General features: G+C 67.8%; 21 protein-coding genes. 12 read left to right on the top strand and 9 right to left on the bottom strand.

Going from position 1 to position 24,566, the window contains the following annotated elements; genetic code table 11:
• The first annotated feature begins 24 nt into the window (after positions 1-24).
• The 9 genes from CR918_RS10100 to CR918_RS10060 all read left to right on the top strand — a co-directional run bounded on the left by CR918_RS10100 (position 25) and on the right by CR918_RS10060 (position 10,812).
• Positions 25-354: a DUF3817 domain-containing protein gene (locus CR918_RS10100; protein ID WP_223495305.1), complete on the top strand. Its 330-nt coding sequence runs from the start codon at positions 25-27 to the stop codon at positions 352-354.
• Between the two features lie 152 nt (positions 355-506).
• Complete coding sequence (locus CR918_RS10095; RefSeq protein ID WP_099842710.1) at positions 507-1,703, top strand: MFS transporter; 1,197 nt, start codon at positions 507-509, stop codon at positions 1,701-1,703.
• On the top strand, positions 1,700-2,893 hold the full coding sequence (locus tag CR918_RS10090; RefSeq protein WP_099784441.1) for an isochorismate synthase: 1,194 nt from the start codon (positions 1,700-1,702) through the stop codon (positions 2,891-2,893). The genes CR918_RS10095 and CR918_RS10090 overlap by 4 nt, the downstream gene beginning before the upstream one ends.
• On the top strand, positions 2,890-4,542 hold the full coding sequence (locus CR918_RS10085; RefSeq protein ID WP_099842708.1) for a (2,3-dihydroxybenzoyl)adenylate synthase: 1,653 nt from the start codon (positions 2,890-2,892) through the stop codon (positions 4,540-4,542). Before CR918_RS10090 ends, CR918_RS10085 begins: the two co-directional genes overlap by 4 nt.
• Positions 4,542-5,174 (top strand): isochorismatase family protein, encoded by a 633-nt coding sequence (locus CR918_RS10080; RefSeq protein WP_099842706.1) that lies wholly within the window; start codon positions 4,542-4,544, stop codon positions 5,172-5,174. Before CR918_RS10085 ends, CR918_RS10080 begins: the two co-directional genes overlap by 1 nt.
• Positions 5,174-5,431 (top strand): phosphopantetheine-binding protein, encoded by a 258-nt coding sequence (locus CR918_RS10075; RefSeq protein WP_088100136.1) that lies wholly within the window; start codon positions 5,174-5,176, stop codon positions 5,429-5,431. The genes CR918_RS10080 and CR918_RS10075 overlap by 1 nt, the downstream gene beginning before the upstream one ends.
• Entirely contained in the window at positions 5,428-9,306 is a 3,879-nt protein-coding gene (locus CR918_RS10070) for a non-ribosomal peptide synthetase (protein WP_099842704.1), read from the top strand. The genes CR918_RS10075 and CR918_RS10070 overlap by 4 nt, the downstream gene beginning before the upstream one ends.
• Entirely contained in the window at positions 9,297-10,061 is a 765-nt protein-coding gene (locus CR918_RS10065; RefSeq protein ID WP_099842702.1) for a 2,3-dihydro-2,3-dihydroxybenzoate dehydrogenase, read from the top strand. The genes CR918_RS10070 and CR918_RS10065 overlap by 10 nt, the downstream gene beginning before the upstream one ends.
• Before the next feature lie 307 nt (positions 10,062-10,368).
• The gene (locus CR918_RS10060; RefSeq protein ID WP_099842700.1) at positions 10,369-10,812 is read left to right on the top strand and encodes an REP-associated tyrosine transposase; all 444 of its coding nucleotides are present in this window, start codon (positions 10,369-10,371) and stop codon (positions 10,810-10,812) included.
• Between the two features lie 178 nt (positions 10,813-10,990).
• On the opposite strand, the gene CR918_RS10055 is transcribed toward CR918_RS10060, so the two are convergent.
• The 6 genes from CR918_RS10055 to CR918_RS10030 all read right to left on the bottom strand — a co-directional run bounded on the left by CR918_RS10055 (position 10,991) and on the right by CR918_RS10030 (position 19,151).
• Positions 10,991-12,451, bottom strand: coding sequence for an esterase-like activity of phytase family protein (locus tag CR918_RS10055; RefSeq protein ID WP_099842698.1), 1,461 nt, complete (start codon positions 12,449-12,451; stop codon positions 10,991-10,993).
• Between the two features lie 22 nt (positions 12,452-12,473).
• Positions 12,474-14,774 carry a TonB-dependent receptor gene (locus CR918_RS10050; RefSeq protein ID WP_099842696.1) on the bottom strand — a complete coding sequence of 767 codons (2,301 nt, stop codon included), beginning with the start codon at positions 14,772-14,774 and terminating at the stop codon, positions 12,474-12,476.
• Between the two features lie 425 nt (positions 14,775-15,199).
• Entirely contained in the window at positions 15,200-15,577 is a 378-nt protein-coding gene (locus CR918_RS10045; RefSeq protein ID WP_059064381.1) for a DUF2894 domain-containing protein, read from the bottom strand.
• Positions 15,567-16,226: an OmpA family protein gene (locus CR918_RS10040; RefSeq protein WP_025874313.1), complete on the bottom strand. Its 660-nt coding sequence runs from the start codon at positions 16,224-16,226 to the stop codon at positions 15,567-15,569. The genes CR918_RS10045 and CR918_RS10040 overlap by 11 nt, the downstream gene beginning before the upstream one ends.
• Positions 16,223-18,487: a DUF802 domain-containing protein gene (locus CR918_RS10035; protein ID WP_099842694.1), complete on the bottom strand. Its 2,265-nt coding sequence runs from the start codon at positions 18,485-18,487 to the stop codon at positions 16,223-16,225. The genes CR918_RS10040 and CR918_RS10035 overlap by 4 nt, the downstream gene beginning before the upstream one ends.
• A gap of 10 nt (positions 18,488-18,497) precedes the next feature.
• Positions 18,498-19,151 carry a DUF3348 family protein gene (locus tag CR918_RS10030; protein WP_032975341.1) on the bottom strand — a complete coding sequence of 218 codons (654 nt, stop codon included), beginning with the start codon at positions 19,149-19,151 and terminating at the stop codon, positions 18,498-18,500.
• Between the two features lie 143 nt (positions 19,152-19,294).
• Between CR918_RS10030 and CR918_RS10025 the strand changes: the two genes are divergently transcribed.
• From CR918_RS10025 to CR918_RS10015, 3 genes are all read left to right on the top strand, one after another.
• Positions 19,295-20,212, top strand: a complete 918-nt coding sequence (locus CR918_RS10025; protein ID WP_025874316.1) for a M14 family metallopeptidase — start codon at positions 19,295-19,297, stop codon at positions 20,210-20,212.
• A 91-nt stretch (positions 20,213-20,303) separates the two neighbouring features.
• Positions 20,304-21,098: a hypothetical protein gene (locus CR918_RS10020; RefSeq protein ID WP_133119683.1), complete on the top strand. Its 795-nt coding sequence runs from the start codon at positions 20,304-20,306 to the stop codon at positions 21,096-21,098.
• Positions 21,099-21,390: 292 nt separating this feature from the next.
• The gene (locus CR918_RS10015; protein ID WP_099844329.1) at positions 21,391-21,954 is read left to right on the top strand and encodes a fasciclin domain-containing protein; all 564 of its coding nucleotides are present in this window, start codon (positions 21,391-21,393) and stop codon (positions 21,952-21,954) included.
• A 75-nt stretch (positions 21,955-22,029) separates the two neighbouring features.
• Here CR918_RS10015 and CR918_RS10010 read toward each other — a convergent pair whose 3' ends face one another.
• From CR918_RS10010 to CR918_RS10000, 3 genes are read right to left on the bottom strand one after another with little or no spacing between them, the layout of a single operon-like run.
• Positions 22,030-23,469 (bottom strand): efflux transporter outer membrane subunit, encoded by a 1,440-nt coding sequence (locus CR918_RS10010; RefSeq protein ID WP_243379052.1) that lies wholly within the window; start codon positions 23,467-23,469, stop codon positions 22,030-22,032.
• On the bottom strand, positions 23,466-24,350 hold the full coding sequence (locus CR918_RS10005; RefSeq protein WP_099842692.1) for an HlyD family secretion protein: 885 nt from the start codon (positions 24,348-24,350) through the stop codon (positions 23,466-23,468). The genes CR918_RS10010 and CR918_RS10005 overlap by 4 nt, the downstream gene beginning before the upstream one ends.
• Positions 24,347-24,562 carry a DUF1656 domain-containing protein gene (locus tag CR918_RS10000; RefSeq protein WP_099842690.1) on the bottom strand — a complete coding sequence of 72 codons (216 nt, stop codon included), beginning with the start codon at positions 24,560-24,562 and terminating at the stop codon, positions 24,347-24,349. The genes CR918_RS10005 and CR918_RS10000 overlap by 4 nt, the downstream gene beginning before the upstream one ends.
• Between the last annotated feature and the right edge of the window lie 4 nt (positions 24,563-24,566).

Raw genomic sequence — 24,566 nt, 5'->3', positions numbered from 1 at the left:
TGATATCCAGCGCTGGAGCCCTGCGTGACCCACCGTAACCCGCTGCACCCGACCGGGCGCCTTTTCGCCGTCGTCGCCTTCATCGAGGCCATCACCTGGGCCGGTCTGCTGGCCGGCATGTGGCTCAAATACGGGCCGCAGGCCAACGTCGCGCTGGTGAAGCTGTTCGGGCCGCTGCATGGCGTGGCGTTCCTGGTCTACGTGGCGGTGACGCTGTTTGCGGCGCTGCGCCTGCGCTGGCCATGGTGGGCAACGGGGCTGGCGTTGCTGGCTGCGATTCCGCCGCTGGTGACCCTGCCGCTGGAGTGGTGGTTCAAGCGTCGCGGCCTGCTGTCGGTACGCGCAGGACGGTGATGCACCCGCAGGTGCGTGCCTGTTAAGCGAATGGGTATCAAATGCAAATGCGAGCCGTTATCATTTAAGGATGGCGTCGCCGCCTGACAGGGCGACGTCGCGCGGGGTGCGGATGCGCCCGGCGTTCCCTCCCTGGTTACGGTTGGTGTTCCATGCATGCACGTCCCGTGGTTCCCGGCTTGCCGGCGCTGGTGTTGGCTGCCCTGATCGGCACCATGGCGATGATGTCCTTCGTCGCCGTCATCGGCCCGGTGGTCCGCCTGCTGGGCCTGTCCGAATGGCATGCCGGTCTATCGGTCACGGCCGCGGGCGTGTTGTGGATGCTGGCCGCTCGCCCGTGGGGCCAGCTCAGCGACCGCATCGGCCGCAAGCGCGTGCTGATGCTGGCGATGAGTGCCTACACCGTGGTCTACATCGCGCTGGCGGTGTTCATCGATGTCGCGCTGCAGACAATACCGCCGGTGCTGGTCTCGGTGCTGGTGCTGGTCGGTGCACGTGGCCTGATCGGCCTGTTCTACGCGGCTGTGCCGCCGACCGCTGCTGCGCTGATCGCCGACAAGGCACCCACCGGCCAACGTGCGAAATTCCTCGCCCGCCTTGGCAGCGCCAACGCGCTGGGGATGGTGTTGGGTCCGGCTGCTGCCGGATGGCTTGCCTACAAGAACCTGCCGCTGGCGCTGTACGTGGCTGCGCTGTTGCCGCTGCTCGCGCTGGGCCTGCTGGCCTGGCGCCTGCCGGCCACACCGCCGGTGGCAGCCGCACACAGCCGTAACCGCGTACCGCTGTCGCGCCTCGACCCGCGGCTGCGCCTGCCGCAGATGGCCGCGTTCGTGGCGATGGTGACGGTGACCATCGCCCAGGTCACGGTCGGCTTCTTCGCCATTGATCGTTTCGGCCTGGATGCAGCCGAAGGTGCACGCATGGCCGGCATCGCACTGACTGCAGTCGGCGTGGGCCTGATCCTCGCGCAGGGGCTGGTGATGAAACTGGACGTGCATCCCCGGCGCTGGATCATCCTCGGCGCACTGATCGCAGGCATCGGCTTTGCGTCGGTGGCGGCGGTGCAGCAGACCTGGCAGTTGCCGGCGGCATACGCGCTTGCAGCGTTCGGCATGGGCTTCGTGTTCCCGTCGTTCCAGGCGTTGGCCGCCGACGCGGTGCAGGCGCACGAACAGGGGGCGGCGGCCGGCACCGTCGCGGCGGCGCAGGGGCTGGGCATGGTGGCCGGGCCGATGCTCGGCACCCTGTTGTATCGCGGCGGCGCCAGCCTGCCTTACCTGCTGGTCGGCGTGCTGCTGCTGGTGCTGTGCGTGCTGGCAGCAGCGTATCGGATGAAGGAGACCCCATGAACGATTCCCTGATGCAGGGCGCGTGGCCGGAGGCTGCGTCGATGCTGCCCGAGCCCACCGCCGAAGCGTCGCTGTTCCTGCTGCGGCAGGCGGATCAGCAGATGCACGCGCGCGGCTGCCGCGCACCCTTGCCGACCGGTGTGCTGGCCACGCTGGCCGAGCGCGTGGCGACGTTCTTCGCGCAGCAGCGCGGTGGGCCGGGCCTGCTGGTCGGCGCGGTGCCGTTCGAGCCGCGCGCCGATGATGCGTTGTACCAGCCCGAGCGCCTGCTGCCGGCGTTGCCCGTGCAGTCGCAGGCGGCGCCGGCGCTGTCCGGAGCGCTGACTGCCGAGCCCTCGGCGCAGGCGTATGCAGCGGCCGTGGCCGACGCGGTCAGCGCGATGCGCGCGCCGGACCCGGAGCTGCACAAGGTGGTACTGGCGCGCAGCCTGTTGGCGCACACGCAGCAGGCGCTGTCACCGGAAATGCTGCTGGCCCGCCTCGGCACCGATCCTTCGGTGGCGACCTACGCCGTGCCGCTGCCGGTGGACGTTGGCCAGGCGCCGGCATGGCTGGTGGGGGCGACACCGGAACTGCTGCTGCGCAAACGCGGGGCGCAGGTGCTGTCGCATCCGCTGGCCGGTTCGGCCAGGCGCAGTGCCGATCCGGTTGCGGACGAGCGCGCCGCGCAGGCGTTGCTGGCATCGGCGAAGGATCATGACGAACACCGGCATGTGGTCGACGCCATTGTCGATGGCCTCTCGCCCTGGTGCAGTCACATCGAAGCGCAGCCACGCCCGGTGCTGCACGCCACCGCCAGCATGTGGCATCTGGGTACGCGCATCCACGCCACGCTGAAGGACGCTGCTACGTCGGCGGCGACCCTGCTGGCCGAGCTGCATCCCACCCCGGCCGTCTGCGGTACCCCGCGGCTGCAGGCACTGCAGCGCATCCGTGCGCTGGAACCGGTGCCGCGCGGCTTCTATGCCGGTGCGGTGGGCTGGCTCGATGCGCAGGGGGACGGCGACTGGTATGTGGCGATCCGCTGCGCGCGCCTGCAGGGCACCCAGCTGCGCCTGTATGCCGGCGCCGGCATCGTCGCCGACTCGCAGCCCGAGGCCGAAGTGGCCGAAACCGCCGCCAAGTTTGCTGCCCTGCTCAACGCATTGGGTGTGCAGGACCCGCTGTCCCTGATCGAGGTATCCGCATGACGCCGTCCACCGTTGATTCGCGCCTGCCGCTGCAACAGCAATGGCCTGAAGCGCTGGTCGCGCGCTATCGGGCCGCAGGTCATTGGCGTGGCGAAACCTTCCCGGGTTTCCTGCGCGAACGCGCCGAGCGCCATGCCGATGACATCGCGGTGGTGGCTGGCGATGTGCGCCTGAGCTATGCGCAGCTCTGGCATGAGGCCGGGCGCATCGGCGCCGGGCTGCTGGCGCTGGGCCTGCAACCCGGCGAGCGCGTGCTGGTGCAGCTGGGCAATACGGCCGGTTTCATCGCAGCGGTCTGTGGCCTGTTCCGCGCCGGGCTGGTGCCGGTGTACGCGCTGCCGGCACATCGCATCACCGAGCTGGCCCACTTTGCGCGCAAGGCCGAGGCCAGTGCCTACATCAGTACCGATGTCCATGAAGGCTTCGATCATCGTGGCCTGGCGCGCGCGCTGCAGGCGGAAGTGCCGGCGGTACGCCACGTGCTGATCGACGGCGATGCGGCCGAGTTCGTCGCGCTGGAATCGCTGCAGGGCGATCGCAGCCAGCTGCCGGCCGATCCTGATCCGCAGTCGGTGGCGTTCCTGCAGATCTCCGGTGGCAGCACCGGGCTGTCAAAGCTCATTCCGCGCACGCACGACGATTACATCTACTCGTTCCGCGCCAGCAACGAAATCTGTGGCATCGACCGCGACAGCGTGTACCTGGTTGCGCTGCCGGCAGCACACAACTTCCCGATGAGCTCGCCGGGTTTCTTCGGTGCGCTGTACGCCGGCGCCCGCGTGGTACTCAGCCCGGGCCCTGGCCCGGATGCGGCATTTCCGTTGATCGCGCGCGAGAAGGTGACCTGCTGTGGTCTGGTGCCGCCCTTGGCGCTGCTGTGGGCGCAGGCGGCGGCGACCAGCAGGCACGATCTGTCCAGCCTGCGGGTGCTGCAGGTCGGGGGAGCGAAGCTGGTGCCGGAAGCCGCGCGGCGGGTCATCGATGGCCTCGGTTGCACGTTGCAGCAGGTGTTCGGCATGGCCGAAGGCCTGGTCAACTACACCCGGCTGGATGACCCGCAGGAGCTGATTGTCGCTTGCCAGGGCAGGCCGATCAGCGAGGATGATGAAGTGCGCGTGGTCGACGACCACGACCAGCCCGTTGCCGAAGGCGAGGTCGGTCATCTGCTCACGCGCGGTCCGTACACCATCCGCAATTACCACAATGACGCGGCGGCCAACGCGCGCTCGTTCACCGACGACGGCTTCTACCGCACCGGCGACCGCGTGCAGCAGCTGCCCGGCGGCTATCTGGTGGTGCAGGGCCGTGCCGGCGACCACATCAACCGGGCGGGCGAGAAGATCTCCGCCGAGGAGATCGAAGACCATCTGCTGGCCCATCCTGGCGTATTCGATGCCGCCGTGGTCTCCATTCCTGACGACTACCTGGGCGAGCGCAGCTGTGCCTTCGTGATCCAGCAGGGCGAGGCCATCAAGGCGCCGGTGCTGAAGGCGTGGATGCGCGGGCGTGGCCTGGCCGCGTTCAAGGTGCCCGATCAGATTGTTTTCGTGGACAGTTTCGACACTACGGCGGTTGGCAAGATCAGCCGCCGCGAACTGCGCGCGCAGCTGCGCGCGCGTCATCTGCAACAGACAGGAGGAACGCGCTGATGGCGCTGCCCCGCATTACCCCGTATTCCCTGCCGACCGCTGCGGAACTGCCGCAGGCGCGAGGCGCCTGGCGCCCCCAGCGTGATCGTGTTGCCTTGCTGGTACACGACATGCAGCGCTATTTCCTCGCCGCATTCGACGCCGGCAACGCGCCGCTCCAGCCGGCGGTGGACAACATCGCGCGACTGCTGGGACATTGCCGTATGCACGGCATTCCGGTGTTCTACACCGCCCAGCACGGCGACCAGGACCGCCGCGACCGCGGCCTGCAGGCAGACCTGTGGGGCCCGGGCATGGGCCGGCGTGCCGACCACGAGCCGATCATCGACGCACTCGCGCCGCAGCCGGGCGAGCATGTGCTGGTAAAGCACCGCTACAGCGCGTTCCAGCGCAGCAATCTGGAAACGCTGATGCGCGTGCGCGGCCGCGACCAGCTGCTGATCACCGGCGTCTACGCGCACATCGGATGCACCGCGACGGCGGTGGAGGCGTTCCAGCGTGACATCGAGACGTTCATCGCTGCCGATGCCGTGGCCGATTTCTCGCGTGCCGACCATGACCAGGCGCTGCACTGGATCGCCCGCACCTGCGGCGTACCGATGACCACCGACCAGCTGCTGGAGGCAATGTGATGAACGCGACGACCGAAACCTTGACCTTGGAGCGCATGCGCGCCGACGTCGCCCGCGTGCTGGACTGCCACGCGGCGGACATCGGCGATGATGACAACCTGATCGATCTGGATCTGGATTCGATGCGCATGCTGGGGCTGGTGCTGGCCTGGGGCAACACCGGGCTGCCACTGGAGTTCGCGCAGCTGGCTGAGCACACCACGCTGCGCCAGTGGTGGGCGGTGGTGCAGCAGCTGCAGGCCGCGCAGACGGCATGAACGGATCGCCGCTGCCGCTGACCGAGGCGCAGGCAGGGCTGTGGTTTGCCCAGCGGCTGGCACCGCAGAATCCTGCATTCAATACCGCGCACGCGGTGTGGATCGAGGGTTTGCTGGATGTGCCGGCGTTCACCGCTGCCGCCAACCAGGCCGCCGTCGAGGCCGAGGCGCTGGCGTTGCGTTTCGCCGAGGCCGAGGACGGCCAGCCCGTGCAGTGGCACGAGCCCGCGCGGGTGCCATTGCTGCAGCTGCGCGATGTCGCCGCGGCCGATGATCCGCAGCAGACGGCGCGTGCGGCGATGCTGGCTGACCGCTGCAGCGCGGTCGACCCGACCCGCGACCGGCTGAGCCAGCAGGTGCTGTTCGACCTGGGGGGCCAGCGCTGGGCCTGGTACCTGCGCGTGCATCACCTGGCCACCGATGGCTATGGCATGGCGCTGTTCACTGACCGCGTCTGCGCCCTGTATGCGGGCCGCACCGGTAGTGCGCTGCCAGGGTTGGCGGGCGTGCTGGCCGATGATGCCAGCTACCGCAGTGATGCGCGCCGCGACGTCGACCGGCAGTGGTGGTTGCAGGCGCTGCAGGGCGCCCCGGCCTCCACCGGCCTGGCCGGCACCGCCGCGGCCAGTGACGATGCATTGCGCTGGGTGCAGCCGGTGGACCCCGCCTTGCGCGAGCACCTGCTGCAGGTCTCGGCATCGTGGTTGCAGCCGTGGCCGGATGTGCTTGCCGCGTTGGCCGCCGAGTATGTGCGTCGCATGAGTGCGTCCGAGGAAGTCGTGCTCGGGGTGCCGTACATGGCGCGGCTGGGCAACGCGGCGGCGCGGGTGCCGGCGATGGTGATGAACGTGCTGCCGCTGCGTGTAGCAGGGGGCGAGGGCGGCGTCGAGGAATTCTGCCGGCGCATCGGGCGCCAGCTCAGTCAGAGCCGCAAGCATGGGCGCTACCGTGGCGAACAGCTGCGTCGTGACCTCGGCCTGGTCGGTGCACAGCACCGTCTGCATGGGCCGTTGATCAACGTACAGCCGTTCTACAAGCCGCTGGCGCTGCCGGGTGTGCAGGCTTCACTGGAAGTGCTGAGCACCGGCCCGGTCGACGACCTGACACTGGGCTTCCGTGGCGATGGACAGACCCTGCTGGATCTGGAGATTGAAGCAAACCCGGCCCTGTATGGGCTGGATGACATGAAGGCGCATGCCCGGCGGCTGCTGCATTTCGTGTCGGCCGCGCTGCTGGCCGAAGACATCGCGACGGTGCCACTGGCCACGCCGGAAGAATTGAAGCAGGTCGTGCATGGCTTCAATGCCACCACGCATGCGCTGCCTGGCACCACCCTGGTCGAACTGCTGCAGCAGGGCATGGACCGCGATCCGTCGGCAGCGGCGCTGGTGTTCGGCGATACGACGCTGGACCATGCTGCGCTGGAGGCCCGCAGCTTCGCCCTGGCCGCGCAGCTGCGCTCGCTGGGCGTGGGCCCGGGCACGGTCGTTGCCGTAGCGCTGCCGCGTTCGCTGGAACTGGTGGTTGCGTTGCTGGCAGTGCTGCGTGCAGGCGGCGCGTACCTGCCACTGGACCTTGCCCATCCCGCGGAGCGCCTGGCGCGCATCCTGGCGTCGGCGCAACCGGTCTGCGTACTGGCAGAGGCCGGCGTGCAATCCCGTCTTTCAGATGTGCCGGTGCTGCCGCCGGAGCAGTGGACCGACGTGAGCTTTGCCGCACCCTGGCCGGGCCCGACGGGCGACGATGCGGCCTATGTGATCTATACCTCCGGTTCGACCGGCGAGCCCAAGGGCGTGGTGATCGAACACCGAGCCATCGTCAATCGCCTGCTGTGGATGCGCGAGCACTATGGCATGGGTGCCGACGACCGGATTCTGCAGAAGACCCCGGCAACGTTCGACGTATCGGTCTGGGAATTCTTCCTGCCACTGCTGTGCGGCGCGACGCTGGTGTTGGCGGGGCCGGACGCACACCGCGACCCGACCGAGCTGGCGCGATTGATCCGCGTCCATGGTGTCACCACCGCACATTTCGTACCGTCGATGCTGGATGCGTTCCTGGCTGCACCGGCCTCACAGGACCTGCGGCTGCGGCGCGTGTTCACCAGTGGCGAGGCGCTGGATGCCGCACTGCGTGACCGCTTCCACGCGCGGGTACATGCCGAACTGCACAACCTCTACGGGCCGACCGAAGCGGCAGTGGATGTGAGCTGGTGGCCAGCCTCGGCCGATGACCGCTCGCGCCCGGTGCCGATCGGTTTCCCGGTCTGGAACACCCGCCTGTATGTGCTGGACGCACGGATGCAGCCCGTGCCGGTGGGCGTGGCCGGTGACCTGTACCTCGGCGGTGTGCAGTTGGCGCGCGGCTATCTCGGCCGCGACGACCTGACGGCCGAGCGCTTCCTGGCGGATCCGTTCCTGCCGGGTGAGCGCATCTACCGCACCGGCGACGTGGCACGCTGGCGGGGCGACGGTGCGGTCGAGTACCTGGGGCGCAGCGACCATCAGGTAAAGCTGCGCGGCCTGCGCATCGAACTTGGCGAGATTGAAGCAGCGTTGCGCGAGCTGCCTGGAATGGACCGGGTGGAAGTGCTGTTGCGCGATGATCTACCCGGCGAGGCGCGGCTGGTCGCCTATGTGCCGACGGCGCTGTTCGATGCAGCGGCGCTGCGCAGCCATCTGCTGGCGCGGGTGCCGGACTACATGGTGCCGTCTGCGTTCGTGGGCGTGGATCAGTGGCCGGTGACCGCCAATGGCAAGCTGGACCGGTCTGCGCTGCCGAAACCGCCGCAGCAGGACGTTGCGGGGCAGGCGCCGCGTACGCCGCTGGAGCAGGAACTGGCCGGGCTGTTCGCACAGGCGCTGGGGGGTGAACTGCCGGTGGCGGTTGATGTGGATTTCTTCAGCATCGGAGGGGACTCCCTGTCGGCCGTGCACCTGCTGCTGGCCATCGAGCAGCGCTGGCGTTGCGAGCTGGGGCTGGGCGCGCTGTTCGCGCAACCGACCGTAGCCGCGCTGGCGGCACGCATTGCCGAGCCGCCCGCACGCGCCGATCACGCGCTGGGGCCGGTGATTGCGCTGTCTGCATCCGACGAGGCAACCGCAGCCCCCCTGTTCGTGCTGCACCCGGCAGGCGGCATTGCCTGGAACTATCGCGCACTGGCCCGGGCGCTGCAGCCAACGCGCGCGGTGTACGGGCTTCAGTCACCCGCGCTCGACCCCACGCAACCGCTGCCAGGCAGCATCGAGGCCATGGCCAATGACTATGTGCAGCGGGTGATCACGCTGCAGCCACAGGGGCCGATCCATCTGCTCGGCTGGTCGGTGGGCGGCATCCTCGCGCAGGCGATGGCCGTGCGCCTGCATGACATCGGCCGCGAGGTCGGCGAACTGGTGCTGCTCGATGCCTATCCCAGCGAATGCTGGCGTGCCGAACCGGAGCCCGACCCGATCGCGGCACTGCGGGCGCTGTTGGCCATCGCCGGGCATGACCCGGACGCGCATCCGGAACTGGACGATCGCGGGCGCATCCTCGCCTTCCTGCGGCGCGGCGGCAGCGCGCTGGGCAGCCTGCCCGAGGTGGTGCTCGACGGCGTGGTACGGGCGGTGACCGGAACCAATCGACTGATCCGCGAACACCAGCACCGACCCTTCGTCGGAACGCTGGCGCATGTGCGGGCCGGACGCGATCATCAGGCACGGCCGCAGTTGCAGTCCGCGCTATGGAAGGCACATGCGCTGCAGGTGGATGCCATCGAGCTGCCGTTCCTGCACGCCGAACTGACCGGGCGTGATGCGGTGGCGCAGCTGGCACCGTGGTTGTCGGCGCGGCTGCAGCAGTGGGACAGGCAACAGGAGAGCGCAACATGCAGCTGACGGGTTTTGAAGGAAATGTGGCGCTGGTGACCGGCGCAGCGGGCGGTATCGGTGCGGCGCTGGTCGGGCAACTGCTGGACGCAGGGTGCCGGGTCGTGGCAACCGATCGCGAGCGACCTGCGCTGACGACCGACGATGGTCGCGTGCAGGCTTTCGCACTGGACGTCACCGACGGCGCGGCCGTGGACGCGCTGGTAAACGAGGTGGAAGCCACGGTGGGACCGATCATGTTGGCGGCCAGCGTGGCGGGCGTGCTGCATGTCGGTGAGGTCGTGGACACCCGTGACGCGGATTGGCGCAGGGTGTTCGCGGTCAATGCCGATGGTGTGTTCCATGTGGGCCGCGCACTGGCACGGGTGATGTCGCCGCGCCGGCAAGGCGCCATCGTGACCGTCAGTTCCAACGCGGCGGGCGTGCCACGGCATGGCATGGCCGCCTATGCCGCCTCGAAGGCGGCGGCGACGATGTTCACCCGTTGCCTGGGCCTGGAGCTGGCACCGTTGGGCATCCGCTGCAACATCGTTGCGCCGGGCTCCACGCTGACCCCGATGCAGACCGGCATGTGGGAAGACGAGCAGGGCGCGGCACGGGTGATCGCCGGCAATCCGGCCACCTACAAGGCGGGCATCCCCTTGCGCAAGCTGGCCACGCCGGAGGACATCGCGCAGGCGGTGATGTTCCTGCTGTCCGAGCAGGCCGGGCACGTGGCGATGAGTGACCTGTATGTGGATGGTGGCGCCACGCTGCGCGGGTGACGGGGCCGGCCACACCGCCGGGCGGGGTTCATGGGTTGCCGGCCAGCGGCCGGCACTACCACCGGTCGGGGTTTGTGAGGTTGCCGGCCAGCGGCCGGCACTACCACGGGGCAGGCGCGATGGGCTTGTGCGTTGGCGTGGGTTGCCGGCCAGCGGCCGGCACTACCATGGGGCGGACGTGACGGGCTTTTGCATTGGGTAGTGCCGGCCGCTGGCCGGCAACCCCAGCAGACTGTCAGCAACATCCTCATGGAATCTCGCGCTGTTCCCCGACAGCCAGCGATGTCTGCCTGATCCACGATGGGCCATGAGCAGCGATCTCCTGCGCCACGGGCGGCGCTCCATCATCGGTCAGGTATATGTGCTGACCACGACAACATGCCAGCGCCGCCGACGCTTTGAATGCGGCGCTACCGCAGGCTGCGTCTCCAGCCAGTTTGAGGAACTGGAGCGACAAGGCCTGGTCCAGTCACTGGCATGGGTGGTGATGCCGGATCATGTGCATTGGATGTTGCAACTACGTGCGTCGGAGCTGTCGGGTATCGCCCGTCGGTTCAAGTCATCCAGCGCGTTGTCCTTGAATCGGCTGGTCGGTCGTCGCGGCGTGGTCTGGCAGTCCGGGTACTTCGATCATGCGGTCAGGGCAGAGGAATCGTTGCATCGCCAGGCTCTGTATATCCTGGGAAATCCCATTCGAGCGGGCCTGGCCAGGGAGATTGGCCAGTATCCCTATGCGTGGTCGATCTGGTAGAGCCGGCCGCTGGCCGGCAACCAGGCGGTGTTTCCGGAGATTCATGAGGCTGCCGACCAGCGGTCGGCACTACCACGGGGCAGGCGCGCGGGATTTTCCTGTCGGGTAGTGCCGGCCGCTGGCCGGCAACCAGGCGGTGCGTCCGGAGGTTCATGAGGTTGCCGGCCAGCGGCCGGCACTACGGCAGGGTGAGCCGATACACCAGCACCCGGTTGTCGTTGTCGTACGCACTGTCGCAGTGCTCACCCTGCATGCGGCAGTTGCGGGCGGTGAAGTCGTTGTCGTTGCCGATCAGCAGCAGTACGTCGTTCGGGTGCTCTGGATCAAGCGCCGGCAACACGTCCATTGCTTCCCACTTCTCCGACAGCAATCCCGGGTGAGGGCCGCGCCCTGTATCCAGGTCCAGCCCGGCCCGGGCCAGCTGTGGCCGGTCGAGCAGGTTCAGCACCTCATTGACCTTGGCGGGCACGATGCCGGTCTTCAACATGGCGTCAGCCGGATCGGCCAGCACCGATACCGTGCCGGTCTCATAGGCCGTGTCCACCAGATTGGAGGCCTGCGCCACGTTCACCAGCAGCACCGATTTATAGACGATCGGGTCGTTGCCCTCCTTGCCCAGTCCATTGCCATCGCGCGCCAGCATCAGGAAACGCTCGTTGTCCAGCGCACGCAGTTCGCTCTGTGCAGCGGTACGGTCGAGCTTGCCTTTGCCGTCGTGGGCGTAGGCGGGCAGGATCATCACATGGTGGCCCACCGGTTGCGTCGGCGTCGGGTTGGCAGACACGTCGTAGACCAGCACGCGGGTGTTGATGCGGCCGGCGGCATTGCCCGCCGCGCTGTCCTGCATCAGCGCGCTCTGCAGGGCAACGAACAGCCGTGTGCCGTCGGGCGACAGGCCCATGCCTTCCACGCCCTGGTTGTTGCGGCGCCCGGTCTGCGGCGGGGCCAACGATCCAAAGGCAGGCTTGCCATCACGTTGTGGCTGGATCGCCTGCGGCGGCACGATCACGCCCTGCAGCTGCCCCTGTGCGTTGAAGTAATAGACGTTGGCGGTGTACTCGTCGCCGATGTAGAAGTGGCCGTCCGCAGTGAACTGCAGCGATTCGGCATCAAGTGCGACCTTGCCGGCCCCCGCGCCCACGGCGGGTGAGGGCAGCACCACGCCACGCTGGATGATGGTGTGATCACCGGGGTCGGCACCGGTGAATGGCTGGCCGTTGTAGTCCTTCAGCACCAGCCCCTTTTCCGGCTTCATCGTCAGCGTGCCGAAGCTCTCTGGCTTGTCTGCAGGCCAGTCGATGCGCAGCTGCATGTGCTCCAGGCGGCCAGCGTAGTCGTAGAACAGGCCGGCCTCCGGATCGTTGCGACCGCGGTCGGGCAGGGTCCACAGCACCCCTTCATAGCCATGCGCGGTACGCCGCCACGTGCCCGGCTGTACCGCCAACGACGAGAACGAGCCCAGCGTATCGCCGAGGAAGTCCACGGTGCCGGCCGGCAATCGTCCGGCGGCGACCAATCCCTTGTCCACGTAAGTGAAGCTGGCCACGTCCACCGCGCGTGGTGGCATGCCGCGGGCTTCATGCGGTGCGTTGTAGCCGCTGACCGAGAGCGCGGCCAACAGCAGGGCAGTAACGGACATCAATGGACTCCTCGGCCGGCGATCAGAAACGGATGTCGATGGTACCGAACACCTGGCGCGGTGCCGACGCATGGAACACATACAGCTTGCCGGCCGGGTCGCTGGGGGCGAACACGCTCGAGTCCAGGTTGCTGGCGTAGCGCTTGTCACCTACGTTGGTCACGTTCAGCGACAGGCGCATGCCCTTGGCGAAGCCAACCTGACCGAAATCGTAGCCACCGGCCAGGTCGAACACGGTGAAGCCACCAAAGCCCTGGTCGTTGGTATAGGTGTAGAAGCGTTCGCCGGTGTACTTGCCGCGCAGGCTGGCGAACCAGCCGTTGTCGCGCCAGGTGATTTCGGTGGCCAGCAGCTGCTTGGGCGTGTCGGTCTGGATCTTGCCCTTGATCTGCTGCTCGGCGCCGGCCTGGGTGTAGTTGGAGGCATATGTCGAGCGGTTCAGCGACGCCGAGGTGTACCAGCTGAAGTGCTCGTTCGGTGTCCACAGCACGGTCAGTTCAGCACCGCGGCTGTCGACGCCGCCGACATTGTAGAAACGGTTGCCGCAGGTGGGGCCGACCGGCTGCCTCGAATCGCAGGGGTTGTACTGCAGCAGGCGATTGTCAAAGCGCACGCTGTAGGCAGCGACCGATGCCTGCAACGTATCGGTGACGAAGCGATAGCCCGCCTCCAGCGAGCGTGATTCTTCCGGCTTCAGGTTGCCCTGCGCGTTCCAGGTGGCCTGGCTGACCGCCTGTGGGCCAAGTTTGAAGCCGCCCTGGAACATGGCGATGTTCTCGGCGTAGCTGGCGAACACTTCGTGATGCTCGCTGAGGCGGAAGTTGGCACCCACGCTGGGCAGAAAATTCCTGCTGGCCTTCAGCGAACCGGTGGCGAACTGGTTGTTCGAGCTCGGCAGGATCGGTGTCTTCGCATCGCCCGGCAGCGCCTGCGCATCGGAGGTGGCGTGCGGGCTCTTGGCGCCGAACTCCAGGGTCAGGCGGTCATCGAGCAGCCGCCAGGTGTCCTTCAGGAAGAACTGGTGGGTCTTCCAGCGCGTACGCTGGGCGAACACGCCCACATCCGAGGGCAGGGTGTTCATGCCGCTGAGGTCGCGTGGGCCGTCCACCGCCGTCTGGTAGCGTTCGGCGCTGCTGGTGTTGCGTTCGTACCAGACGCCACCTTCGAGGCGGTGTGCGCCCAGCTCCCAATCGAAGGACAGCGTGCCGCCATCGCGGTCGATGGTGTAGATGGTGTTGCGGAAGATGATCGGGATTTCCTGCGCGGTGCCTTTGTTCGACCATGCACCGCTGTTCCAGTTGTGGCCTTCGCCGCGGTCATCGTGGTGGTAGGCCAGTGCCCGCAGGCTGAAGCCATCGGCCAGGAAGAAATCACCGGCCAGGTAGTACAGGTTGTCATCGCGCAGGATCTGCCCGGCGGTGAATGCGCCGTCGGCGTCCTTGTCCGGACCGCTGTTGTCGCACTTCTTCGCGTTGAGGCTGGCGGTGTTGCAGTAGGCCTTGGCCACGGCCTTGTTCCAGTCCGGCGCGTAGCCGCCCCAGTCCCAGCCCAGGCCGCGGGACATCTCGTCCTTGGACAGGTAGAAGTAGTCCGCCTGGCTGGTGCGCGAGGTGTCGACGAAACCTGTGATCTGGCCGCTGCCGAAGTTCCACACACCCTTCGCGTTGAACTGCTTGGTAGTGGATTTGTTGTACGCCGTCTGGTCGTTCCAGAGGTCCGAGACCGCGTTCATGCCCGACACGTAGCCGGAGAATCCGTTGTACTCGCCGCTGTCCACGCGCACGAAGGTGCGACGGTTGGCATCGCTGCCGAAGGTCTGCACCACGCGGCCGCCCAGTTCCTGCGCCGGGCGGTCGGAGGTATAGGAAATGGTGCCGCCGAGGTTGCTGGTGGACGGCGTGCCGAGGCTGCCGATGCCCACCGCCAGTTCGGCGCCCTCCATGTTCTCGCTGATCAGCGCACGGTTGATGGTCAGCCCGTTGTAGTTGTTGTACGCACCATCGCCCAGCGGCACGCCGTCCAGCGTGTAGCCCAGGCGGGTGGAGTTGAAACCGCGCAGGCTCAGGGTCATCGACTGTTCGTTGGTGCCCAGCGCGTCGGCCGACTGCGCGTTGACGCCGGGCAGCAGGTTGAGCGTCTTCTGCAGGCTGGTACCCGGCGGCAGGATGTCCAGGTTCTCGCGGGTGATGCGCTGCACCTGGCGCGCCTCGCCACTGCCGATGACTGAAACCGCATCGAGTTCGGTGGCCGACGGCGCCTGCTGCGCCCACGCGGTCGGTGCAAGGGCCAGGGACAACGCAGCAGCCAACAGGGTCTTGGTCATGGAACAGGCACTCAGGCAAGCGCGAGCCGCCGCATGGAAGCGGAGCTCAGACAGATGAAAGGGGAAACACGCGATGCGATCACGGGCGCCTTGGGCGCCGCGCGATCAACGTGAAAATGGTGCGCTAGACAGATGACTGTCTGGTGACATGGTCAACTGCGGACATCACGCGCGGGTAGTGCCGGCCGCTGGCCGGCAGCTGCAGGATGATGCGGAGGGTTCATGAGGCTGCCGGCCAGCGGCCGGCACTACCGCTATCCGTCAACCCGCGTTGCTGCGTGTGCGCTTTAGCGTCGCATCCTGCAATGCCCGCAGCTTCATCTGCGGACATACGGGTGGGTAGTGCCGGCCGCTGGCCGGCAACTGCGGGATGCTGCGGAGGGTTCATGAGGCTGCCGGCCAGCGGCCGGCACTACCGCTATCCGTCAACCCGCGTTGCGCGGCTTGCGCGTGCGTTTCGGCTTTGCGGCATCCGCAGCGCTGGCGGCACCATCCTGCAACGCCTGCAGCCACGACAGCGTATCGACATAGTCGATGAAGTGGCGCAGATACCCGGGGCTGGTCGCCTGCATCGTGTCCAGCATGCGCTGCACCAGCACCGCCGAGTTCAGCGGGCCACCATCAGCGGGGGCTTCGGTGCGCAGCGAGCGGCGCACCTGCAGTTCGCTGCGCAGCTCGGACCACTCGCGGCGCACGTCGTCCAGCATCGGCACCTGCGGGTAGTGCAGCAGCGATCGCGACCCGCTGTCGAGGTCGCGCACCAGGGCACGCAATCCCTCCAAAGGCGAGGACTCAGCTGCCATTGCCGTTTTTCTCGCCCGGCGCAGCAGCCTTGGGCTTGGGAATCGGCGCGATCTCCACACGGCGGTTGCGCGCGCGGCCATCTTCGTTGGCATTGGAGCTGACCGGCTGCTCGCTGCCGAACGCGGCGGCGAACACCGCATCGGCCGGTACGCCGTCGGCGATCAGGGTACGGGTCACCGTCAGCGAGCGCTGCGCGGACAGCTCCCAGTTGTCGGCGAAGCGGCGGTTGCCTTCCCGCACCGGTGCGTCATCGGTGAAACCGCTGACCATCAGGATCTCTTCGCGCGTGCCGAGATAGGCCGCCAGCGGCGCGGCCAGGCTGCGCAGCAGTTCCTGACCCTCCGGCTGCAGCTGGTCGGAGTTCAGCGCGAACAGCACGCTGCCGCTGATGCCGATGCGGCCATTCACCAGCGTCACCCGGCCGGCGGCGAGCGGGCCAGCCAGCGCCTGCTCCAGCGTCTGCAGGCGCTTGGCTTCGGCCTGGCGCTGCTTGACCTCCTGGTCCAGGCGCTGCGACAACTCCAGCTGCACGGCGACCACGCCGACCAGGATCAACACGAACGCGCCCAGCAGCACCGACATCAGATCGCCGAATGCCGCCCAGATCGGGGCGTGTGAGCCGCCGTCGACCTCCAGCTCGTCGCTCATGCGCTGCCGGCCTTGCCGCGGCGCGCGGCCAGCTGCTGCAGCTCTTCCATCACCTGTTTCTGCGACAGCAGGCTGAGGTCGACCACCTCGCGCGCCTGTGCCACGTAGTACGCCAGCTGCTCATCGCTGCGCGCCAGCGAGGCATCCAGCGCACCGCCAATCTGCTCCAGGCGCCCGGAGAGCTCTGCCGAAGCGGTGCCGAACTGCTCGACGGCAGCGCCGAAGGTGCCGGCCAGCTGGCCCACTTCACCGGCACTGCCATTGAGCAACGTGGCGATGCCATCGAGCTTGCCGGTCTCGGCCGCGATATGGTCGCTGAAACGGTTGCCGACGCGTTCCAGCAGTTCGGCCGAGCCTCCGACCAGTGCATCCACAGCGGTGCGCTGCTCGTGCGAGGCGTGGTTGATCGCGTCCAGCAGGGTCTGCACGGTGGCCAGCAGGTGGCCGCGTTCTTCCAGCATCTTGTTGTCGCGCACCAGGCTTTCGGACAGGGTGCTGCGCAGTTCGTTGATGACCTCGGCGGCGGCCTTCGGTGCTGCGGCCGCAGTCTGCAGCAGGGCGGACACTTCGGCCAGCGTGGCGCTGGCCTGGGCACGGCCGTTCTCGCCGATCTGCTGCGCGGTCTGCGCCAACGTGTCGCAGACCTGCTGCTGCTGTTCGGCAAGGCGCTGGCCATTGGCCTGCAGGCGCTCGGCCAGATCGGTCGAAACGCTCTGCAACGCATCGCTCCAGCGCTGCAGGCGCTGCTCGTCGCCTGCCAGCAGCTGGGCCTGCAACGCCGCGTGCGCCTGCTGCAGCTCGGTACTTACCGCGTCCCAACGCAGCTGGCGCTGCTGTTCGCGTGCATCCAGGCCCGCCTGCAGTTCGGCATGCGCCGTGGCGGTGGCGGCCTGTGCGGCCTGCCAATCCTGCAGGCGCTGTTGTTCGTGTTCCTGCAGCAGCGACTGGCCGGCGGCGTGGCGCTCATCCAGTGCCTGCAGCAGCGCCTGCGCACGGTCATCCAGGTGGCTGCTGGCATGCTGCAGCGCCTGCTGCTGGCGCTCGACCAGTTCACTGTTCAATGCATGCTGCTGTTCGGCAGCAGCGCGCCAGGCCTCGGCGTTGCTGCTGGCATCGGCCTGCAGGCGCTCGCCGATGCGTGCCACCAGGGCTTCACCCTGCGTGCTCTGGCCTTCGCTGAAGGACTGCAGATGCTGGCGCAGTTCGGCAACCAGCGCCTGCTGCGCGCCGGTCTGCTCGGCCACTACCCTGGCCCAGCTCGCTTCCGTCGCCACGCGGCTGCGCTCGAAGCCCTCGGCCAGACCATTCAACTGCTGCTGCACGGCCTGTTCGACACGCGAATGCAGCGCCTGGCCGTGGCTGGCCAGACCGGCCAAGGTGGTTTCGGCCATCGGTTGCAGCGCGCCACCAATGGCCGCAGCACTGGCTTCGGCCCCCTCGCGCAGCGACTGCTGCAGCGAGGTGGCCAGGCGTTCCTGCAACGCCTGGCTCTGCGTCAGGAACTCGGCCTGACCGGCCAGCAGGCGCTCATTGGCGGCCGCGCTGTGCTGTTCGAAGGTGCTGGTCATCGCCTGCAGGCGATCGATCAGCGTAGGCAGCGCCGCAGACTGCGACTGCAGCAAGCGCAGCGACTCGGCACGCTGCCAGGCTTGCGAATACGGATGCAGGTCAGTGGCGATGGCGCGGTCCAGCTGCTGCACCACCTGCAGGCGGTCGCGGCGCAGCAGTGCCGACAGCAGGCCCAGCATGGCCGAGCTGGCCACGCCGGCGATGGACGTGCCGAAGGCCACCGCCAGCCCCTGCACTGGCGAGGCCAGCGAGCCGCGGATGGCCGCCATGTCGGTGGCGCTCTGCAGCGCCAGGCCGGTGCCGCGCAGGGTGTCCATCATGCCCAGCAGCGTGCCGAGCATGCCCAGCAGCACCAGCAGGCCTACCAGATAGGGCGTCAGCACCGGCGAGGGCAGGGCGGTGCGTTCGCCTTCCACGCGCAGGCGCACGGCATTGCGCAGGCCCAGCGGCACACGCTCCAGCCACGGTGCCAGGCTTTCCTTGGCCAGTGAAAGGTCAGCCAGCGCGGCGCGCAGGCCATTGCTGGCCTGCCGGTAGCGGTACAGCTCCACGCCACCGGCGATGTAGCAGGCTGCGATGATCGCTGCCACGGCTGCACCCAGCGGGTGCACCGAGACATAGCCGACGCCGATCCAGCACACGGCCAGCAGGCCAGCAAGGAAGACAAGGACGTGGAAAACAGTTCTGGACATGGTGTTCCGGTCAGTGTGAGCGCAGGGCGGCAAGCAGCCCCTGGATCGGGTGGAAGCGCAGTTGCAGCTCGGCGAGCAGCAGCGTGCGCATGTCGTGGCGGAAGGACGCGCGCCAGCCGGGCTGGCCGTGCACGCGTTCGAATCGGGCACCCAGCACCGCCGGGGCGGTGGCAAGCAGGCTGTGCTCGCGCGGGCTCAAGGTCTGTTCCATCACCGCATCGACCTCGGCCAGCCGCGCCAGCTCCGGTGACGCCTGCACCAGCTGGTCGCGCAGGCGGCCGCGCAGACGGCCGGTAGCGGTCTGGATGGCCTGCTGCAGCACCCGGTAGCGCTGCCGCAACGAAGCGAAGTTCGGCGCGGCGGCGGCCTCGGCCAGGTCCAGCAGGCGCTCGGCCTCGGCATCCTCGCTCAGCGAGGCCAACAGGCTCGCTTCGGCCTGGGCGCAATCGGCCAGCAGGTCATCCAGCGCTTCGGCGGCCTCGGCCGGTTCAGCCAGGCGGCCATCCAGCGCCCCGGCAAGGGCCACGGCACGGCTCCAGTCCACCCACTGGCCGAGGCGATCGGTCAGGGCGGGACTGGAGGCCGGCATCGCGCCGTCGCTGAGACGGGCGAGCAGACGGAGGAAGTCCGGTCCATCCACGACCGGCTGCGCTGCGTTCGCCATCAAGGGGTGGGGGCCAAAAACCGTTGATTTTACAACCAGATGAGGCCGGCCGTATGAAGGCGGGGGCGAGGGGCAGCACCGATCGGGCCACAAGGCTTAAAATGGTCGGCTGTACCACCGCACCCCGACTTCTGGAGCTTGAGATGACCGTTGCGCAGTTCTACCCGATCGGCACCCCCGGACAGCCCTGGGGCGACGCCGAACGCGCGCAGTGGCGGGCCCGCCAGCAGCGGCAGCGCAGCTACCACGAAGACGTGGTGACCGCGCTGGAACGGCTGGACGAGCGCTTCGACGTGGTGCAGTACGGCCAGTTGGACTACGCCCCGGACCACTACCCGCTGTTTGCGGTGGTGAACCACGACTGGAACCCGGCCCTGCCGACCGCGCTGGTCACCGGCGGCGTGCATGGCTACGAAACCAGCGGCGTGCATGGCGCCCTGCAGTTCCTGGAGCAGCACGCCGAGCGTTACCTGGGCCGCTTCAACCTGATCGTGGCCCCGTGCGTGAGCCCGTGGGGCTATGAGCGCATCCAGCGCTGGAACCCCAACGCCATCGATCCCAACCGCAGTTTCCGTGACGGCGGCCTGATCGAAGAAGCCGCCTCATTGATGCGCTGGGTGGCCGAACGCAAGGCCAACATCCGGGTGCATCTGGACCTGCACGAGACCACCGACAGCGATCTGCACGAGTTCGACCCGGCCCGCTGCGCCCGCGACGGCAAGCCGTTCGAGCGCGACACCATTCCCGATGGCTTCTATGTGATTGGCAACAGCGAAGACCCGCAGCACGAATTCCAGAAGGCGCTGATCGCCGCCGTGGCTCCGATCACCCACATTGCCCCGGCCGACGCCGAAGGCAATCTGGTGGGCATGCCGCTGCAGTCGCTGGGCGTGGTGTGGGGCGAGTCGCGTTCCATTGGTGCATGTGCCGGCTTCACCGATGCGCTGTATGCCACCACCACCGAGGTGTACCCGGACAGCCCGCGCACCAACCCGCAGGAATGCAACGACGCCCAGGTGGCGGCGGTGTGCGCGGGGTTGGATTTCGCCCTGGCCAACTGATCGAGTACCGCATTGCGGCGCCGAGCCTTTGCTCGGCCGTTGCAGTGCGCAGCCGGGCCAGTCAGTTCCTTCTGCCCGCTGACGACGACTGTTGGACGCGTCGACCAAGCCGGGCACCGACGCCAGCGGGCAACCGCGCAGAGGTGCCGTCTTCGCCACGAGCATGACTTCACGGCCCGCGAGCGATGCAATCGCGATGATGTTCTCTCCAGCGAAGCTGCGTGAGACACCATCGGGAATGCTCCAGAATCTGCTTCACCTTGCACCTCTGATCACCGCCGCCATGACCTGCGTAACGGCGCTGATCTGGGTGGTCTATCTGAGCGTGTTCCTGCGCAGCTACCGCCGCCAGCAACGGCCATCCATTCTGATCACCTCCGGTGCGGGCAAGCATCTGGATGCGCACTGTTTTGTGACCAACCTTGGGTTGGAGCCGGTGTATCTGCTGGATGTGGTCATCGATCTGATCGAGCCGGGCGGCAAGGTCGTCCGCGCAGTCATTCCCGAGCGCACTGAACATTGGAACAACGCTGTCCCCGGAGAGGAGGAGGACATCCGGCGCGCCACCAACGTGGGGCCGCTCAGCAGCGGCGGAGAACGCGACCTGGGCCGCTTCCGCACGCTCATCGACCGTGCCGGCACTGAGAACCCGGACATCAAGGCGGATATCGCCTTCACCAGCCTGGAGGTGACCGTGGTCATCGTGACCGCCAGCCAGGCCGAGCTCTGTGGCGCCTCGCGCTGCTACCACATCGACCACACCGTGGAAGGCGCGCCCTGCCTCATGGCCAAGACCATCAAGGCCAAGCAACTGCAGGGCTGGTTGGCACGCAGGACCCTGACACGTCTGTTGAGTGCCCAGCTCAGGGCCAGCGGCGAAAGCTGAAGCACCGCCGCTCTGCTTGGACAGCCGATCGCGGCAACTCTCCGCTCTTCAGCGCATCACGATCCCGTGAACATCCTCACGACGCGGCACGCACCTTGTTGAACCGTTCACTGCCCCAGCGCCAAACGATGCATCCGGCCATCGGCTTGCGGCGTATGCCCTCATGCACGCAACGCTTCTTCCCTGCTGCTACGGATGCCCTGCATTCCCGCATGGCTGCAAGGTGGTGCAGTGACGGCAGCGAATGCTGCGCATTTCCCAGCCCGGTTGGGCTATCAACGAGGACACGAACATGCGTACCCAGATCCAGCGCCTGACTCTTGCCGCCACCGTCGCGGTTGCCTGCGCAACTGCCCCGGCCGCCTTTGCCGCCGACAACCCGATGGTCGGTGGCGTGCCGATGTACGCGAACAAGACCATCGTCGAAAACGCCTCCACCGCCCAGAACCTGAGCACCCTGGTGACTGCGGTGAAGGCGGCCGGGCTCGTTGACACGCTCAGCGGCAAGGGTCCGTTCACTGTATTTGCTCCCGACAACCAGGCTTTCGCCAAGCTGCCCGCAGGCACCGTGGAAACGCTGCTGAAGCCTGAAAACAAGGCCAAGCTGACCCAGGTCCTGACCTATCACGTGGTACCGGGCACCTACACCTCCACCCAGCTGACCACAGCAGCGCGCAGCCACGGCGGCAGCAGCACGCTGAAAACAGTGCAGGGTGAAGCGCTGACGGTGAAGCTGCAGGATGGCAAGGTCTGGGTGGTCGACGCCAAAGGCGGCAAGTCTGCGGTGACCACCGCCGACGTGAGGCAGTCCAATGGCGTGGTGCATGTGGTCGATTCGGTGCTGATGCCGAAGTGAGCCCAGGGCCGCAACATCGATGGCAGTGCGGGAGCGGCTGGTTTCACAGGCCAGCCGCTCACGATTGAGCGCGGTTCAGCGATCAAGCGCGTCGGGCGTTGCGCCTGCCGCCCCCCAGCCCCCACCCAGCGCCAGGAACAGATCCACCTGACGATCCCCCAGCTGCGCGCGCGATGCTGCCAGGGCAGACTCTGCATCGGCCAGCGCGGCCTCGGCAGACAGCACGTCGATGAAGTCGATCCTGCCGAACCGGTACAACTGCCCGGCCTGATCGCTGGCACGTGCCGCGTCGTCGCGGGCGAGGGCAAGGCTGTGCTCGCGATCGATCTCCTGCGCGTAGGCCGACAGCGCGGTTTCGGTCTGCCGCAGCGCGTCCAGCACCACGCCATCGAACGATGCCAGCGTGGCATCGGCATTGGCGCCGGCCGCATCGTTCCGCGCCCGGGTTGCGCGGCGGTTCGGCCAGCGCCACGACAGCAGCGGTCCGATGGACGCGCCGACGCTGTCGCTGCTCAGCAGCTGCTTGAACGAACCTGCCGTGCCAGCGGACGCGCCGATGCTCACCTGTGGGTACAGGGCTGCCGTTTCCACGCCGATCATCGCGGTGGCGGCCGCCAGGCTGCGCTCGGCCGCGCGGACATCCGGGCGGCGCTGGATCAGCTGGCCACCATCGCCGACCGGAACCGGTTGCTGCAGGCGCGGCGGTTGTTGGCAGTTGGCGACGTCCTGCGGATAGTCGGCCGGTACGCGTCCCATCAGCGCCGCCAGCGCGAACAGGGCCGCCTGCCGTTCGGCAACCAGATGCGGCACCGCCGCCGCACTGCGGTTGACCGCCGCGCGCGCCCGGCTGACGTCGAATTCGGTTCCGCGCCCGCCGGCCGCCAAGCGGGTGGTGGCGTCCAGCGTGGCGCGCTGCGTATCGAGCACACGCTGCGTCGCCGCCAGGGTGAGGTTGGTCGAACAGATGCCGACATAAGCGCGGGTGACAGCGGCGGCGACCACCACCCGCACCTGGTCACGTGCTGCAGCGACAGCCTCTGCATCGGCGCTGGCAGCTTCGATACCGCGGCGGATGCCACCCGCCAGGTCCAAGGGGTAGGACAGATGGATGCCGAGCGCATATACCTGCGGTGGCGAGGTGGGCGAGGTATATCCCCCGGCATGGTCCAGCGTGGCCGATGCATCTGCGTCGGTGCTTGCCGAGCCCTCGGCCCGGTACTGCAGCACCATCGCCGTGGCGCGGCGCAGGTTGGCATCGGCCGCGCGCAGATCGGTGTTGGCTCGCAGTGCTTCGCTGACGTAGGCATCAAGCCGTGGATCGTCATACAGCTGCCACCAGCGGTCCGGCAGCTCGGCCTGTGCGTAGGCCGCCTGGTGGCTCGATACGAATGCGCGGCGGGCTGCCGGCGCGGCGGCAACCGCGTTGGCCGGCAGCGTGTAGTCCGGGCCGGACACACAGCCGGCCAGCGACAGCGCACAGGCGAGCACGCCCACGCGTGATGCGGTGCCGATCACTTGCAGGCTCCCTGCGCGCGCGGAGTGATGGTCACGCTGGCGGTCCTGCCGACGATCAGGCGCGTATCGGGTGCCACGTTGTCCAAGTGGATCCGCACCGGGATCCGCTGCGCCAGCCGCACCCAGGTATACGTTGACGCAACCGATGGCAGCAGATTGTGCGTGCTCGCGCGTTGGTCGTCGGCAATGCCGGCGGCGATGCTCTCCACATGCCCATGCACGTCGCGGCCATCGCCCATCAGGCGGGCGACAGCGGCATCGCCTTCGTTGATGCAGTTGAGCTTGGTTTCTTCGAAATAGCCTTCGACCCTGAGGCTAGCGCTGTCGATCAGCGCCAGCGCCTGGGCACCCGGTTGCAGGAAATCGCCCGGGTGCAGGTCGAGGTTGGTGACGATGCCATCGGCGCTGGCGCGCACTTCGGTGCGCTGCACGTTCAGCAGCGCCACCCGCCGCTCCGCTCGGGCCTGTGCAAGACCGGCCACTTCGGTATCGACCTTGGCGGCATTGCGTTCCCGCGTTTCCGAAGCCACCAGGTTGCCCAGCGCGATGTCCCGCTTCGATTCACGGCGGGCAAGGGCAAGCGTGGCCTGCGCGCTGTTCACTGCGGCATCGGCCTTGTCCAGCGCGGCGGCGTAGCGCGGCTGGTCCAGCACCAGCAACAGCTGCCCGGCTTTCACCCGCTGGTTATCCTGCACCAGCACCTGGGTGACCAGCCCGCCCATGTCCGACGCCACGCGGATCACATCGGCGCGCACGCGGCCGTCGCGCGTCCACGGCTGCGTTTCGTAGCGGTTCCACAGGGACAGGGCCGCGATGACGGCAACGGCGAACAGGCAGAGCGTTGCGCTCCAGCGGCCAATGACACTCAACAGGTGCTTCATTTCAGGTTCTCAAGCAGGGGCGCGAGCTGGATCAGCAGCTCCGCCAGGATCACGAACAGCGAAAGGCCCACCAGCGGGCGATAGGCGAACAGCCGGTACAGGCCGAGGCTTGCCAGCAGCCGCGAGGCCACCATCGACAGCGCCAGCGCGATGAGCGCCACCGCCAGCAGGCCGGGAACGAAGACGCCGTCAATGGAGATATCGGAGAACATCGAC

It is taken from the genome of Stenotrophomonas indicatrix, assembly GCF_002750975.1.
GTDB lineage: Bacteria > Pseudomonadota > Gammaproteobacteria > Xanthomonadales > Xanthomonadaceae > Stenotrophomonas > Stenotrophomonas indicatrix.
The sequence above is the reverse complement of the archived record's forward strand: the minus strand, read 5'-3'. Positions and strand labels throughout refer to the sequence as shown.

Bases quoted from the DNA above. Each gene is read 5' to 3' on its own strand.
- CR918_RS10095 (WP_099842710.1), top strand. From the start codon at position 507: ATGCATGCACGTCCCGTGGTTCCCGGCTTGCCGGCGCTGGTGTTGGCT.
- CR918_RS10090 (WP_099784441.1), top strand. From the start codon at position 1,700: ATGAACGATTCCCTGATGCAGGGCGCGTGGCCGGAGGCTGCGTCGATG.
- CR918_RS10085 (WP_099842708.1), top strand. From the start codon at position 2,890: ATGACGCCGTCCACCGTTGATTCGCGCCTGCCGCTGCAACAGCAATGG.
- CR918_RS10080 (WP_099842706.1), top strand. From the start codon at position 4,542: ATGGCGCTGCCCCGCATTACCCCGTATTCCCTGCCGACCGCTGCGGAA.
- CR918_RS10075 (WP_088100136.1), top strand. From the start codon at position 5,174: ATGAACGCGACGACCGAAACCTTGACCTTGGAGCGCATGCGCGCCGAC.
- CR918_RS10070 (WP_099842704.1), top strand. From the start codon at position 5,428: ATGAACGGATCGCCGCTGCCGCTGACCGAGGCGCAGGCAGGGCTGTGG.
- CR918_RS10065 (WP_099842702.1), top strand. From the start codon at position 9,297: ATGCAGCTGACGGGTTTTGAAGGAAATGTGGCGCTGGTGACCGGCGCA.
- CR918_RS10060 (WP_099842700.1), top strand. From the start codon at position 10,369: ATGAGCAGCGATCTCCTGCGCCACGGGCGGCGCTCCATCATCGGTCAG.
- CR918_RS10055 (WP_099842698.1), bottom strand. From the start codon at position 12,451: ATGTCCGTTACTGCCCTGCTGTTGGCCGCGCTCTCGGTCAGCGGCTAC.
- CR918_RS10050 (WP_099842696.1), bottom strand. From the start codon at position 14,774: ATGACCAAGACCCTGTTGGCTGCTGCGTTGTCCCTGGCCCTTGCACCG.
- CR918_RS10045 (WP_059064381.1), bottom strand. From the start codon at position 15,577: ATGGCAGCTGAGTCCTCGCCTTTGGAGGGATTGCGTGCCCTGGTGCGC.
- CR918_RS10040 (WP_025874313.1), bottom strand. From the start codon at position 16,226: ATGAGCGACGAGCTGGAGGTCGACGGCGGCTCACACGCCCCGATCTGG.
- CR918_RS10035 (WP_099842694.1), bottom strand. From the start codon at position 18,487: ATGTCCAGAACTGTTTTCCACGTCCTTGTCTTCCTTGCTGGCCTGCTG.
- CR918_RS10030 (WP_032975341.1), bottom strand. From the start codon at position 19,151: ATGGCGAACGCAGCGCAGCCGGTCGTGGATGGACCGGACTTCCTCCGT.
- CR918_RS10025 (WP_025874316.1), top strand. From the start codon at position 19,295: ATGACCGTTGCGCAGTTCTACCCGATCGGCACCCCCGGACAGCCCTGG.
- CR918_RS10015 (WP_099844329.1), top strand. From the start codon at position 21,391: ATGCGTACCCAGATCCAGCGCCTGACTCTTGCCGCCACCGTCGCGGTT.
- CR918_RS10005 (WP_099842692.1), bottom strand. From the start codon at position 24,350: ATGAAGCACCTGTTGAGTGTCATTGGCCGCTGGAGCGCAACGCTCTGC.
- CR918_RS10000 (WP_099842690.1), bottom strand. From the start codon at position 24,562: ATGTTCTCCGATATCTCCATTGACGGCGTCTTCGTTCCCGGCCTGCTG.